This is a genomic window from Pontibacillus yanchengensis (genome assembly GCF_009856295.1).
Classification (GTDB): domain Bacteria; phylum Bacillota; class Bacilli; order Bacillales; family BH030062; genus Pontibacillus; species Pontibacillus yanchengensis_A.
Map to the genome: position 1 here is coordinate 544,001 of NZ_WMEU01000001.1, position 14,190 is coordinate 558,190.

11 protein-coding genes and 1 pseudogene are annotated in these 14,190 nt (G+C 36.2%); 2 read left to right on the top strand and 10 right to left on the bottom strand.

Annotated elements, in window-relative coordinates:
• Window positions 1-11 precede the first annotated feature (11 nt).
• Together GLW08_RS02650 and GLW08_RS02655 are read right to left on the bottom strand one after the other, a co-directional pair.
• Window positions 12-1,481 carry a phytoene desaturase family protein gene (locus GLW08_RS02650; protein WP_160847028.1) on the bottom strand — a complete coding sequence of 490 codons (1,470 nt, stop codon included), beginning with the start codon at window positions 1,479-1,481 and terminating at the stop codon, window positions 12-14.
• On the bottom strand, window positions 1,478-2,974 hold the full coding sequence (locus GLW08_RS02655; protein WP_337193908.1) for a phytoene desaturase family protein: 1,497 nt from the start codon (window positions 2,972-2,974) through the stop codon (window positions 1,478-1,480). Before GLW08_RS02655 ends, GLW08_RS02650 begins: the two co-directional genes overlap by 4 nt.
• Window positions 2,975-3,267: 293 nt before the next feature.
• On the opposite strand from GLW08_RS02655, the gene GLW08_RS02660 reads away from it, so the two are divergent.
• Window positions 3,268-5,007: a B12-binding domain-containing radical SAM protein gene (locus tag GLW08_RS02660; protein ID WP_160847029.1), complete on the top strand. Its 1,740-nt coding sequence runs from the start codon at window positions 3,268-3,270 to the stop codon at window positions 5,005-5,007.
• 358 nt (window positions 5,008-5,365) lie between these two features.
• Window positions 5,366-5,443: pseudogene (locus GLW08_RS21770) on the top strand (YjcZ family sporulation protein); the annotation flags it as partial.
• 345 nt (window positions 5,444-5,788) lie between these two features.
• Here GLW08_RS21770 and GLW08_RS02670 read toward each other — a convergent pair.
• The 8 genes from GLW08_RS02670 to GLW08_RS02705 all read right to left on the bottom strand — a co-directional run bounded on the left by GLW08_RS02670 (window position 5,789) and on the right by GLW08_RS02705 (window position 14,188).
• Complete coding sequence (locus GLW08_RS02670; RefSeq protein ID WP_160847031.1) at window positions 5,789-7,768, bottom strand: EAL domain-containing protein; 1,980 nt, start codon at window positions 7,766-7,768, stop codon at window positions 5,789-5,791.
• 35 nt (window positions 7,769-7,803) lie between these two features.
• Window positions 7,804-9,168: a TrkH family potassium uptake protein gene (locus tag GLW08_RS02675; RefSeq protein ID WP_160847032.1), complete on the bottom strand. Its 1,365-nt coding sequence runs from the start codon at window positions 9,166-9,168 to the stop codon at window positions 7,804-7,806.
• Between the two features lie 686 nt (window positions 9,169-9,854).
• Window positions 9,855-10,286, bottom strand: a complete 432-nt coding sequence (locus GLW08_RS02680) for a YwpF family protein (RefSeq protein ID WP_160847033.1) — start codon at window positions 10,284-10,286, stop codon at window positions 9,855-9,857.
• A gap of 63 nt (window positions 10,287-10,349) precedes the next feature.
• A complete protein-coding gene (moaA, locus tag GLW08_RS02685) occupies window positions 10,350-11,372 on the bottom strand; it encodes a GTP 3',8-cyclase MoaA (RefSeq protein WP_160847034.1) in 1,023 nt (340 codons plus the stop codon).
• A 58-nt stretch (window positions 11,373-11,430) separates the two neighbouring features.
• A complete protein-coding gene (gene glp / locus GLW08_RS02690) occupies window positions 11,431-12,702 on the bottom strand; it encodes a gephyrin-like molybdotransferase Glp (RefSeq protein ID WP_160847035.1) in 1,272 nt (423 codons plus the stop codon).
• 121 nt (window positions 12,703-12,823) lie between these two features.
• Window positions 12,824-12,961, bottom strand: coding sequence for a hypothetical protein (locus GLW08_RS02695; RefSeq protein WP_160847036.1), 138 nt, complete (start codon window positions 12,959-12,961; stop codon window positions 12,824-12,826).
• 110 nt (window positions 12,962-13,071) lie between these two features.
• Window positions 13,072-13,218: a hypothetical protein gene (locus GLW08_RS02700; protein WP_160847037.1), complete on the bottom strand. Its 147-nt coding sequence runs from the start codon at window positions 13,216-13,218 to the stop codon at window positions 13,072-13,074.
• 421 nt (window positions 13,219-13,639) lie between these two features.
• Entirely contained in the window at window positions 13,640-14,188 is a 549-nt protein-coding gene (locus GLW08_RS02705; RefSeq protein WP_160847038.1) for an HD domain-containing protein, read from the bottom strand.
• Window positions 14,189-14,190: the final 2 nt, after the last annotated feature.

Here is a 14,190-nt window from a genome sequence, read left to right on the forward strand (position 1 = left end):
AACAATGCACCTCACTTATGTTGTAGTATAGAAGAATTTTTCTCCATAAGATAATCTGCAAGCAACTTAGCACCTTGCATCACAATAGGCACGCCACCTCCTGGATGAATAGAGGCACCTACGGCATAAATATTGTTCACATCATATGGTTTTAACTGAGGTCGAAATGCTCCAGATTGAAATAAAGTCGGGGCTATTCCAAAACTTCCACCAGAATATAGTCCTTCTTGCATTGCTTCATGAGGGGTTTTAATTTTCAACCAATTAAGATGTCTTCTTAAATCTGGATACCCTCTTTCTTCCAGTAATTCCATAATATAATTAGCATATTCCTCTTTCCGGGACCAGTCTATTTGGTCCCCAGATGGTACAGGAACCAATGTGTATAAAATGCCTTCACTATCCTTTGCCAAGGAATTATCGATTAGTGAAGGATGAAAAGTATAAATAGAAGGGTCTTCTGGCAAGCGTTTATGTTGAAATACATCCCTCATATGAGATTCAAAGTCTTCTCCCATGAAAAATCTATGAATAGATGGTTGATCATAATTTTTGTCTAATCCCATGTACAATAGAAAACATCCAGAAGATGGGGTATAACTTCGATTCAGTTTATTTTCAACAGGCATTAAGTGATCCATAATAGGGAAATCGCCATTCATTATGATATCATCGTAAGCAACAAAATCATCATTTACTTGTAATCCCTTACAATGCTTTTGTTGAACCACAATCTCCTCAACTTCAGCACCAGTTACTAATTTCACTCCTCTTTTCTCTAATTGCTTCACGATAATATCTACCAAACTAGCGTATCCACCTTTTAAATACCAAATCCCATGTTCATGTTCACTATAGGATACAAGCGAATAAAGGGCTGGTGATTCTCCAGGGTTTCCTCCAATATATAGGGTCTGCAAAGCATAGATATTCTGTAACTCTTCACTCTTAAAATATTGTTTCAAAAGACGCTTCACATGAATATAAGCTTTCATTTTCACTAGGGACTGTAGGTTTTTTCGGGAGAAAAAGTCTTTTTTATTAATAAATTGCTGTTTTAAAAACTGTTTTTCCCCTAATGCATAGCGCCATTTCATATCCCTAATAAATCGATCAAAACCTTCTCCTTCACCTGGAAACAATCGTTCAATTTCTTCTCTTTGTTTTTGTATATCTCGATATTTAAACATTCTCTTACCATTCTCATGCTCTATTGAATATAAAGGATCACACGGTACGATAGGTAGCCTTTCTCTAGATATTCCACCTTCTTCTAGAATAGATAAAAGCATGTCAGGAAGAAGGATTATAGTAGGGCCTTGATCAATTCGATCTTCACCTTCATAAATAAAACTAAGACGCCCTCCCATTTTTTGTTGTTTATCATATATGGTAATACGGTTTTCTGAGTTTTGTGATAGCAATAGTGCAGTAACTAAACCACCTATGCCACCACCTACGATAGATATGTCTCTCGTCATGCGTTTTTCACCTCTTCCCCTTCAGCTAGCCAATTTGCTGTGATTCGTGCAGATTCTAATATGGTTGGCAAACCGCTTCCAGGGTGTGTACCGCCACCAACAATCCAGCAATTTTTTAATTCATTAAATCGATTATGAGGACGGAAATACATCATTTGTGATAACTGGTGTCCTAGATTAAAGGTTGCACCTTTATAGACCGAGTACTCTTCTTCCCATCCCCTTGGTGTTAGAATCTTTTCTTCTTCAATTATATCCTCTGTAAGATTGATGCCTGTTTTCTTGTGAATTTGTTGTAAAATTAAACTTCTAAATTGATATTTCATTGTTTCCCACTCTATTTCTGAGAAATTATTTGGGACAGGTGCTAACACATACAATGCTGATTTTCCTTCAGGAGCCAAACATGGGTCTGTAACAGATGCGTTGTGTACATAAATAGAAGGATCTGCAGAAAGTTTCATAGATTGTGTGATTTCCTCAACATTTTCTTTATAGTCCTCTGAAAAAATAATCGAATGATGTGGAAGGTTCACTTTTTCATTAACTCCCAAATACATCATGAATGTTGAGCAAGAATACTTCTTTTTTCCTAAGTTTTCAGATGAATATTTTTTTAGTACAGGTTCTTCAACTAAATGTTCCATCGCATGAGCAAAGTCTGCATTAATTACTACCTCATCAGCTTTAATAGAGGAACCATCCTCAAGTTGAATACCTTTAACCTCTTTTCCAGATAGTAAAAGTTTTTTGACTCCACTTTCCAAATGGATACGCCCTCCATGTTCTTTTACTACCTTTGCCATCGTTTCAGAAATCTGATTCACTCCACCTATTGGATGAAAGACACCATACTCATGTTCCATAAATGAAAGGATGGAAAAAGCTCCAGGACATTCCCAAGGAGACATACCTAAATACTTAGCTTGAAACGTGAATGCGAGTTTTAACTGTTCAGATGTAAAATAGTCTGATAAAACGCCATATAATGACTTCCCTAATGCTAGATATGGTAAAGCTTTTAGCGTTCTAGGGTGTATATAATCAATAAGACGATGATGACGATTTTGTAGCACTGGCATTAACGCATTCATGCGTTTGCGAGTATCATTCATAAATCTTGTGTACCCATGCTCGTCACCGGGGAAATGATTATAAATTTGTTGGATCATTTTCTCTGGATTTCGATACATCGTTAGCTGTTTATCTGAAAAAAATAAATCATACATAGGGTCTAATTCTTGCAAATCCATGTAGTCATCGAGCTTTCGATCGGCTGCTTGAAACAGTTCTTCCAGAATGTGAGGCATACTAAAGAATGTTGGACCGACATCAAACCTGTACTCTCCTATTGTTAATGCTGCATTGCGACCGCCTACCTGGGGTTGCTTTTCATATACATGAACATCAAACCCTTTTGCAGAAAGTAACATGGCTGTTGCAAGCCCGCCTGGTCCAGCACCAATGATAATTATTTTTCTAATATCCCTCACCACCTAATTGTACATTTGTTGTACATTCATTATACACAGAATGATATTGAACTGCAACGAAAACATTTTTTTCATTCTACTAACCTATAAGAAAGGTGATCTTAATTTGATTAAATGGTTATACATCTTGTACATAGGAACATGAAATGGCATAACTATGGATAGTGAAGGAATATAGTCTTAATTGGTAAAAACCCCCAATTTATTATCTTTAATCTGTTGAAAAACAGGATTTCCTTTCTTCATTATGGTAAAATGTTAAATAAACTTACGATAAGTATTGGAGTGTCAACATGAGAACGGTAGTATCTACGTTAAATGCAAAGTACATTCATACCTCACTGGCTTTACGGTATCTAAAGGCTGCTTCTTCCGATTTTGAAGTAAATATACAAGAGTTCACTATAAATGATCCTTCCTTAGAAATAGCTGGCACTCTATACGATCTACATCCAGATGTTATTGGGTTTAGTTGTTATATTTGGAACATTGAAGAAACCATTCCTGTTATTTCGATTTTAAAAAAGATCCACCCAGAAGTAAGGATAATCCTAGGAGGACCAGAAGTAACCTATGATAGTGAATATTGGTTAGACCGAATTCCTGAAGTGGATATCATCGTCAGGGGTGAAGGAGAACAAACGTTTAATAAGCTCTTAAGTGCTATACAAAATAAGCAATCTCTGGCTTCGTTAAATGGAATTACATATAGAGATAAACAAGGTGTTATACAATCGAACCCTAACGCACCTAAATTTCCACTGAACGAGATTCCTTCCCCTTTCCGATTCAAGGAAGACGTACCTGAGTTATCTAAACGCGTTACATATGTAGAAACAAGTCGGGGATGCCCTTTCACTTGCCAGTTTTGCTTAAGTTCAATTGAATTCGGAGTACGCTACTTTGACATTGACCGAATGAAGGACGAGCTCTCCTACTTAATGGACCATGGGGCTAAGACGATTAAATTTCTCGACCGTACCTTTAATATCAACCGGAAATATGCATTTGAAATGTTTGACTTTCTCATTAAACACCACCGTGCGGGTGTGGTATTTCAATTTGAAATTACCGCGGACATCATGCGACCAGAAGTGTTAGATTTTATAAACGAAAACGCACCTGAAGGATTGTTTCGCTTCGAGATTGGTGTACAATCCACAAATGATCATACCAACGAGCTTATTAAGAGAAAACAAAACTTTAACAAACTAACTCGTACCATTACGATGGTTAAAAATGGCGGGAAGGTTGTTCAACACCTAGATCTTATCGCAGGTTTACCAGAAGAAGACTATCAATCATTTCGCCAAACCTTCAATGATGTTTTTGCTATGAGACCTGAGGAATTACAACTAGGTTTTCTGAAAATGCTCAGAGGCACTGGACTTCGTGAAAATGCTCATCAATGGGGTTATCGATATATGGAGCATGCCCCTTATGAAATGCTTTCCAATCATGCACTTTCTTTTTCAAAAGTTATTAAAATAAAAAGAGTCGAAGATATCTTAGAGAAATTTTGGAATAAACACTTCATGGATAACACTGTAAACTATATCGTAGAGCATATTTTTGAAACTCCTTTTGATTTCTTTCAACTATTTGGTGAGTATTGGCACCATCAAAAATGGAATAAAATTGGTCATCAACTGACTGATTTGTTTAACAGGTTGCACGAATTCATTCAAGTACATGCTCCTAGTCAAGTTGATATAGTCGAAGGGTTAATGAATATGGACTATTATATGAACTTCCGCCAAAAGCCGAGAAAGAGTTGGAAACCAAGAGGCATAGAACATCAAGAGAAACAAAAAATTTACGAATACGTATGGAAACATTACAATTTTTCCGAACAAGGATACACAAAAAAGGATTTACACAAACACACCATGATTGACCTAATATCCTTTGACATGGATCAATACTTACAAAACGGATCAATACAAGAAATACCATCACTTCTAATTGCCATTTATTCACCAGAAGGCCGAGAAGTAGAGTTTAAGAAAGGTAACTATCCAATCTCCTCATAACCATTACACACCCCCATCATCAACCTTCTTTAATAAAATGGATGGTGTTAGGGGGTTTTTGATTCAAAACTCGACTAGAAGGAATGCTTCCTTAAGTGGCTCGTTTTGTAGGAAGTATATGTATTTATCCTTCCTTACTATCTTTCATTGTTCTAAACTAAATTTGTTTTAATAACAGCTCTATACCTACACAGCTAATTAGGAATTTACTCTAGGTAGGCTATAGTCCATACAAACATGGTCTTTTCACCATATAGTATAAGTGTAAAGTCATCAGGAGGTGATATGAATGGGCTATGGATTTGGTGGCTATGGCGGTGGCTATGGTTGTTGCTATGGTGGCAGCTATGGTGGCGCTGGCTATGGTGGTGGATTTGCTTTAATCGTTGTACTATTCATTCTGCTTATCATAGTAGGTGCAGCTTTTTATTGCTAATCAAAAATGAAAGAAAAAGGCAAGCACTAAAAAGCCCTCTTTGGTTTACAAAGAGGGCTTTTTCATTGTGTACAAGGAAATCATAAAAAGTGTTAGCTTATATATAACTTAATAAGTTATAGGCCTCGACCAGCGACTAACAAACTTCCTGCTCTTCCCTTACAATAAGTCAACATCGAATCGCTACCGCTCTCCGTGTTTCCTTTATATCATATGGAAAGAAGTTCTGGGATGATGGAGGTTCGATTAAGACCGCTGCATCGTGTAGCAACATCGAACCAACCCACTTCCTGTGAGCAGCAGTTTGTACGTCGCTAAACGGGCGCTTTCACCTTTGTTCTTTAACTAACACTTAACAAATTGAAAGATTGGTGTAACATGAGTTGGTGGTAGAGGTTTACTATAATAAAAACCTTGCATTTCATCACATTCCTCTTCTTGCAAGAAGTGTAGTTGTTCCTCTGTTTCTACCCCCTCAGCAATTACCTTCATGTTTAAAGAATGAGACATGTGAATAATCGATTTAATAATTGCTTTATTCTGTCTTCTATTTTCATGAATAAAGGCTTTATCAATTTTAAGTTTATTCACAGGGAATCTGCTTAAATATTTTAAAGAGGAATAACCAGTTCCAAAATCATCAATTGAAACATGAACACCTAATTCTCGCAACCCCTTTAGTGTATGTATAATATCTTCCTCATTAGACATAGCCATACTCTCAGTGATCTCAAGTTCTAAGTAACAAGCATGTAAGCCAGTCTGTTGTAAAACTGACGAAACTTGTTCAACTAGGTCTGCTTGGTGGAATTGCTTTGCAGATAGATTCACCCCTACAACTACCGGGCTATACCCTTGATCTTGCCAGAGTTTATTTTGTTTGCATGCTTCATGTAAAACCCAATTTCCAATTTGCAATATGAGGCTCGTTTTTTCTGCAATAGGTATAAACGTTGCTGGAGAAATATATCCCTTCTCAGGGTGATTCCATCGTAATAATGCCTCTAAACCGACAACTCTTTCACTTCCAATATCCTTTTGGGGTTGATAATGTAGCTCAAATTGTTGTTCTTTCATTGCCTTCCTTAACTCTGTCTCCATCCTTAACATGCTCTTAAAATCTTTGGAGATAGATGATTCGAACACCTTATAATTATTGCGGTTATTCTGTTTAATAACATTCATTGCTGCATCCGCATGTTTAATTAGTTCATTTTCATCTATGCCATCTTCAGGATAATGACTAATTCCAATACTTACGGATGTGTACAATTCAAAATCATCAATAATGATTGGCTCCTCAAAGATATTGATAATTTTAGTAGCAAACGTTTCTGCATCTACATTAGTTTGGACACCACGTTGTAGGATTAAAAATTCGTCTCCGCCCATACGGGCAATAAACACATTTTCATCTAGAAGTTTTTTCAAACGTTCAGCACAAATGGATAATAATTGATCCCCAAAAACGTACCCCATAGTGTCATTAATTTGTTTAAAGTAATCAATATCCATAAAATGAACGGCAAATTTCCCTCCATTTTTGTGAGCTGAATAAATGGCTTCATTAATTGTTTTTAAAAAATAAAAGCGATTTGGCAAGTCTGTTAAGTCATCATAGTAAGCCATAAATTCAATTTGTTGCCTTTGTTCCATTCGTACGGTAATATCACGGATCATAGCTCCACGTACCGTTTTGTTATCGTAAGTGTGAGGGTGTGCCATTATCTCTACATAAATAGATGATCCATCTTTACGAATACCTTGCATCTCATATGGAATTTCAGGATAATCCACAAAACGCTGTCGTAATGTATATTGATCATCTTTTGTTACAAGCTCGTAAACAGACTTTTGCAGCATCTCTTTATATGTATATCCAAACATATTTGCAAAGCTCTCATCACAATCAATAATTATACCTTGATCGTGTAAAACCATTCCTTCTTGACCAGCTTGAATCGATTCATACAAGCGCCTTTTCGTTTCCTTCACCTTTTCATGAAGCGATATTCGATAAAAAATAAGGCAATACACTTCAAATCCTGGTTCTTTAAACTTCAAACATTTAACCTGAAAATACCGTTTAGAACCATCTTTAACCTCTAACAATAATTGTTTTTCAAGATTGTTTCGCAAGGTATCAAAATCAAATAATTGGTCAATAGAAGTAAGTTCGTGCTCTGCTACCTCTAACAATTTACATGCTGAAGTATTTTGCTCGATAATCTCTCCCTCTTCGTTCACAAATAGAATCGCTTCTTGTATGTGTTCGAGCACCCACTTCTGCAACGAAGGAGATAGATAACCTGATGGGTTGAGCATTGTGTATTCCCCCTAAAGCAATTCCTGCTTTCAACTTATCCAATAATGATACGCTCTGTTGGATAATGATAATTTCCACTTTTCTTATCTTTTTTAAATGTAAATAAGAATGAAAGAATCCCAATTCTACCGATAAACATAAGTGCCATTAAAAGGAATTTACCTATTAATGATAACTCTGGTGTTATACCTAGAGATAGACCAGTTGTACCGAAGGCTGAAGCCACTTCAAATATTATTTCATTCAAACCAAATGGCTCAGTAATCGACAGTATAACGACTGCTGTAAAGAAAGTAATAACGGCCATAATGGATACCACTACAGCTTTAATTAAATCACCTTCATGTACTTCTCTTCTAAAGATGCGAATACGTTGCTGACCACGTGCATATGTCAATAAGAAGATTACGACCAACGCAAAAGAAGTTGTCCGTATTCCTCCTCCAACACTACTCGGAGAGGCTCCAATAAACATTAGTGCCGACATAAGTAACTGGGTTTGTTCCGTAAATTGACTCACGTCCATCGTTGATAAGCCTGCACTTCTTGTAGTTACAGACTGAAATAATGAATAAAACAAGATTTCATGCCATGATTTATCTTCAAAGAAATGATTGAACTCTAAGAGTGCAATAAAAACGGACCCAATAATCAGTAATATTAAATATGTGCTTGTTGTTAATTTAGTAAACATAGAAAAACGCATGAATTTCCTCTGTTCACTGGTTGAAAATAGATATTCACGCACTTCAATTAGGACTGGAAATCCAATTGCTCCTAATATAATCAAAACCATATGAATGAATTGGACAAAATAATCGTGTCGAAACGGGATTAATGATTGTCCGGTAATATCAAAGCCAGCATTTGTGGTGGCACTTATTGAAGCAAAAAAACCTTGGTAATATGCTTCTTGCCATGTATCAAAAAATTGCATAAAATAAGTACCTAATATCAGAAAGCCAATTAATTCTATTGAAAAAATCATAAATAGAATTTGCTTCATTAAACGAACCATTCCTTGGAAGGTTGTTTGATTTTGATCGGTCATAATTAAACGTCGTTCACGTAAGCCAATTTTTTTACCAAGAATAATCCAAATAAATGTTCCAATAGCCATAATTCCTATACCGCCAAATTGTAAAACCAAAGCAAGCAAAAACACACCTGTCACGCTAAAAGTTTCACTTGTAGGAAGAACGGTTAATCCTGTTACACTGACAGCACTAACAGATGTAAAAATTAAATCAACTAGGGAAACTTCCACTCCATCTTGGTGGGATACAGGTAGCCCTAATAAAATACATGCTAGTAATACAGCAGAGGCGTAGAACATAACTATTATTTGAACTGGGGATAAGTCATTGAGCCATCTGAAACTTCGGTGTCTGATCCACATATTTCTTCTCCTTCTTCTGCTATATTTCTTTCTTCATAGTAGCACCTTCCAATAGTATAGCATCGAAATAAGGAGTTTTATTTCTTATTATCGGAAAAAATGGAGAATTATGAAGAGTTTTTTTGCACTTACAGAAAGTTTAAATCTTTATTAGGATGAAAGAATAATCACAACCAGGACTCTGTTGCGTCAAGGGGCTTGTCAATCGCAAGTTTTCTTTAAAGAATTATTAGAGAATATGCACCAATCTCTATACTTTCAAAAGTGTTTATCTACATTATTGTTCATTTCTATACCTGAAGTATTATAAAGGAGGGCGTTCCTTTCTGTAAATCAAGTTTTATAAGTATTAATTATAAAATCTTTTCACACCGAAATTCTCATATAAAATCCTCACTTTTGAACTAAGAACAAGTCAATAAGTGAGGCTTTATGTTAAATAGATATATTTCTAGAACATCTCTGAAGTTTCGTACATACAAGAAAACTGCAAACGCCCGTTTAGTAACGTACAAACTGTCTAACAGTGGTGACTTAGAGGAGTTTCTATTAAATTAAAACCGTTCTTTCACTAAGGACCCTGTCTTGATTGGACTTCGGCAGTTATTGTCTGATTTTATTGCTATATACTTAAGTTTTTTATACTAATGTCTGATTTAACTATTCCTACTATGCGGATGAGTTCCTTAAGTGGTAGATTCAGCCTCTTCTACTTGATTTTTGAAAGCTTGGAGTAGCTCTTCTCCATGATAACCTTTTTCAATCAGTTCTTTTAGAGTATTTTCCACTTGATCTTTTTTATGATCAAGAATTTTACCTAAGAATAATATATTACTATTATCACCAATGTCATTACTATCTATAACTTTAACTAAAAACATAGCTGGTTGGTTTGTTGATTTGGTTATTTTTGCTTGAAGGACAATTTCCTCTTCTTTGTCCATAATGGTTTCGAAGTACTCTTTATATTGTTCTTCTATATAAGCTTCGATGAGCCATGTATTAGCTTCATCCTCCCTGTTAATAATTAATCCATCGATAAGTGGGATTGTCGTTTTTTGGATATCTTTATTTTCTCCTTCTAATACATTTAATTTAATCAATTTAAATGTTTTCACGGTCTACATTCTCCCTTTCCAAATTATCTGCTTATGGTTAACTCTCTTTCATGATTACTATCATTAACCACCTATATAAGACATTTCAATCTTTTCCTTTGATGGGAACTTTCCCTCTGCGCGATTTGCTGAATACCGGTCCCCTCTAATACTCCAACGCTTCATTATTTCTAGTTTCAACATATTATCAGTAATTCCTTTTCTTAGGAGTTTCCGGATATCGTATCCTTGAGAAGCGAACAAACAATGGTATAACGTTCCATCTGCTGATAATCTTGCTCGCGTACATGTGTCACAAAAATGATCTGTAACAGAAGAGATAACCCCTATTTCACCATTGCCATCTTTATACCTATATCGTGATGCTACTTCCCCATAATAATTAGGAGAAGCTTGTTCAAGCGGAAGTTCCTCTGTAATCGTATTAATAATTTCTTGCTTCGAAACAACTTCACTATTATGCCATCCATTTACATTGCCTACATCCATAAATTCGATGAAACGTAGTATATGTCCTTTTCCTTTAAAAAACCGGGCCATTGGTAAAATTTGCGATTCGTTCATACCTCTCTTCACCACCATATTGACCTTAATTTGCAAGCCTACATTAGTTGCCGCTTCAATCCCCTTAATTACAGGAGAGGTTTTAACACCTCGACTATTTATTGATTGAAACACATCATCGTCTATGGCATCCAAACTTAAATTAACTCTGTTAAGACCTGCTTCTTTTAAAAGCTTGGCATATTTAGGCAGGAATACACCATTCGATGTTAAAGCGATATCTTCAATTCCTTTGATTGAGTAGAGTCTCTCAATTAGTAGATGCAAGTTTTTTCGTAATAGAGGTTCACCGCCTGTTAGTCTGATTTTCTCTACTCCTAATGAAGCAAATATTTCAGCTGTACGGATTATTTCATCAAATGTTAACATCTCTTCTTTATCCAAAAAGGGGTAATCTGCCCCAAAAACCTCAGCTGGCATACAATACGTACAACGAAAATTACACTGATCAATGACGGAGATTCGAAGATCTTTCAGAGGTCTTCCGAATTGATCTTTTATGGCTTGTGACTGTTCTGTCACGATATCCCTCCCCTAGTCCTGTTAAAATGTATATTTTTTCTATTGTACAAGGCCCATTCTAAGTTGTCCACGGCTCTTTCTGGCCATAAACTGTCTCTAGGAAAATCACCTCTACCCTATCACCTTTTTTAAAGCCTCTCGTACCTCCAGGTAGCATCATGAATGCGTTTGTTTCTATAAGTGATGTGACTACAGCAGATTTATCCGGTCCAGCAGGTTCAATCCATAGTTGTCCATCCTTAAAGAACACCCTACTTCTTACGAAACGTGTGAATGGATTGGGCTTTGGAAAATCTGTTGTGAGGTAAGCTTTACTTTTAGGTGGGTATGGTTGTTTGGAGAACATTGCCTTCTGGATAACAGGTCGCACAAACAACTCAAACCCTACATAACAGGCTGATGGATTTCCTGATAAACCAAATAATAATTGATCACCCTTAACGGCAACTGTAGTAACACTACCTGGTCTCATTGCTACTTTGTTAAACAATTGTTCTGCCTCTAACTTATCATAGATATCTGGCATTAAATCATAATCACCTACAGAAACGCCTCCTGTTGTAATAACCATATCTACTTCATGAAGGGTTTCTTGTATGGCGTTATAACTCGTCTCAAAATCATCCGCCAAGGTCCCTAGCATCTTAACTTCTCCACCAGCTCGTTTAATTTGAGATGCAATCATATGACCGTTTGAGTTGCGAATCTTGCCTGGAACTAGATCATCTTTAACATCCAACAGTTCTGTACCAGTTGTAAATAAACCGATCACAGGCTTCTTTGATACATGAACAGTCGCATACCCAAATGTGGCTAAAACAGCTTTGACCCCTGGATGAATATAGGTTCCTTTTTCTATTAAATGAGTACCTTCAAGGGTTTCAGATCCCTTATGGTTCACATTATCCCCAGCTTGAATCGTCCGTTTTATACTCATCAACTCTTTCTCATTATCTTCGTAGGATTGGCAAACTTCAAACATAGCTACACAATCAGCTCCTCTTGGCAAAGGAGCTCCTGTCATAATCCGGGCAGCCTCTCCATGTTGCAAAGTCCTACTACTCATTGTACCTGCTGGAATATGTTCTACTACTTCAAAGGAAACTGCATAATCCTGACTTGCCTGATTGGTATCAGCAGCTTTAAAGGCAAATCCATCATAGGGAGATTTATCAAAAGGAGGGATTGGTTGATTTGCAAATATATCTTCGGCTAGAACACGACCATCACTTTCTTCAATAGAGACGATTTCATATGTATGTTCTCTTGCATAAGCCATCACCCGATTCACCGCTTCTGTTACCTTAATAGGTGTTCGTTTCTCAATCATGCTATTACTTCTCCTTTCTAAAATAAATTCTATTAAGTTTACACTACCAAAGAAAAAGGCTTATCTCTACATATAAGATTAGAAAAGGGGCCAATTCAAGCCCCCTTTACAATTCCTTTTCTTACTTAATGAATAAGTTTCGATCTCGTTGGGATTGTATTTGTTTTGTAATACATTCTGTACGTATTATGGATTGCATACGCTCTTTGTGAGACCTTCGTTTAATAACAATCGAAAAGATAAATAGTTGATCTTGCATTCTATATTCCTCCTTATCTACTATTTTGAGAGGCTACGCGCTATCTTTCTCCTCATTTAACCATTCCATAAAAATTGTGTGTCTGCACATTGTTATCGCTCCTTTTCTTTTTATAGTTGTGATCCGTACACTGCTTTTCGGTCTGTTACTTTTTCTTGTACTGTTGGTTCATGAAAAGATGATTGTGTTAATATCCCTTGCTTTTGTCGTGGTGTTTTCTTAATTGAAACACTAAACACAAAAAATTGAATGGTCATGCTACTACCTCCTTAACCTTCCGTTATTTACCATAAAAAAAAGCCATAGATTTATCTACGGCTCTTTACTCTTCCTAGCTTAAAGTTAGAAGTTGTTTTACCTCAGAGCATTATACTCCACTCTGATGTTATCTCTAACAAATAAAACCGCAGGCTTAACACGCGGTTAACTAGAAAGCAAATATATAGACATTGGCACCGCAGACCATTTGACCTGACAGTTCGATGTCACTTGGAAGGATTATAATCGTAATTAACGAAATCCACGTAAGGTCAAATAGGATTTAATATTCAGTTGATAGGTTGAATTAGTTTTAATATACATCATGGAATTGACCTCACTCTCTCATTTTTGGTACATGGAAATTATATGCAGCGAATTGGAAAATGTAAACACATTTCTTAAATTCCTTAATATTTTTTAGCTAGACAATTCACCCTCCGTATTATGATCGAATAAATACGCATCTATTTTTTGATCTAATTGATGAAGTTGACGAATTGCTTCACTAATTTCCATTTGTTTATAATGATGGAGCCCTTTTGGTTGTTCATCTTTATTGTCTGCCAACGTAACGACCTCCTGTAAAGCTGTTTGCTTTCCCTCTAATGAGAAAGGTAAATAAGAATCTGTATGCAACAGAATGGAAACCGAAATTTGCTTTGCCGCAACTCGATTTTCTCCAAGCCTTATCAGAAGTTTGTGCGCTCGTTCTGCACCTTTAATTGCATGAATATCATTTTGTCTATAATCGTCGTAGTCCCATTCTCCTTCATTGTTATACCATTCATAGTGACCTATATCATGTAATAGGGCAGCCTTAGCTGCATAATCCACTTGAACGCCTCGTTCAACAGCTAACTCAAAGGCATAGAAAGCAGCAGTTACCGCATGATGTACTCCTGAACGACGAAGGTATTTCCTTGTAATATGGTGCTTAAATATATCAACTAGTGTAACGTCTCTCATCT

What these genes read in the sequence shown, in the direction of transcription:
- GLW08_RS02650 (WP_160847028.1), bottom strand. Translation starts at nt 1,481, where the DNA reads ATGACGAGAGACATATCTATCGTAGGTGGTGGCATAGGTGGTTTAGTT.
- GLW08_RS02660 (WP_160847029.1), top strand. Translation starts at nt 3,268, where the DNA reads ATGAGAACGGTAGTATCTACGTTAAATGCAAAGTACATTCATACCTCA.
- GLW08_RS02670 (WP_160847031.1), bottom strand. Translation starts at nt 7,768, where the DNA reads ATGCTCAACCCATCAGGTTATCTATCTCCTTCGTTGCAGAAGTGGGTG.
- GLW08_RS02675 (WP_160847032.1), bottom strand. Translation starts at nt 9,168, where the DNA reads ATGTGGATCAGACACCGAAGTTTCAGATGGCTCAATGACTTATCCCCA.
- glp (WP_160847035.1), bottom strand. Translation starts at nt 12,702, where the DNA reads ATGATTGAGAAACGAACACCTATTAAGGTAACAGAAGCGGTGAATCGG.
- GLW08_RS02695 (WP_160847036.1), bottom strand. Translation starts at nt 12,961, where the DNA reads ATGCAAGATCAACTATTTATCTTTTCGATTGTTATTAAACGAAGGTCT.
- GLW08_RS02700 (WP_160847037.1), bottom strand. Translation starts at nt 13,218, where the DNA reads ATGACCATTCAATTTTTTGTGTTTAGTGTTTCAATTAAGAAAACACCA.
- GLW08_RS02705 (WP_160847038.1), bottom strand. Translation starts at nt 14,188, where the DNA reads ATGAGAGACGTTACACTAGTTGATATATTTAAGCACCATATTACAAGG.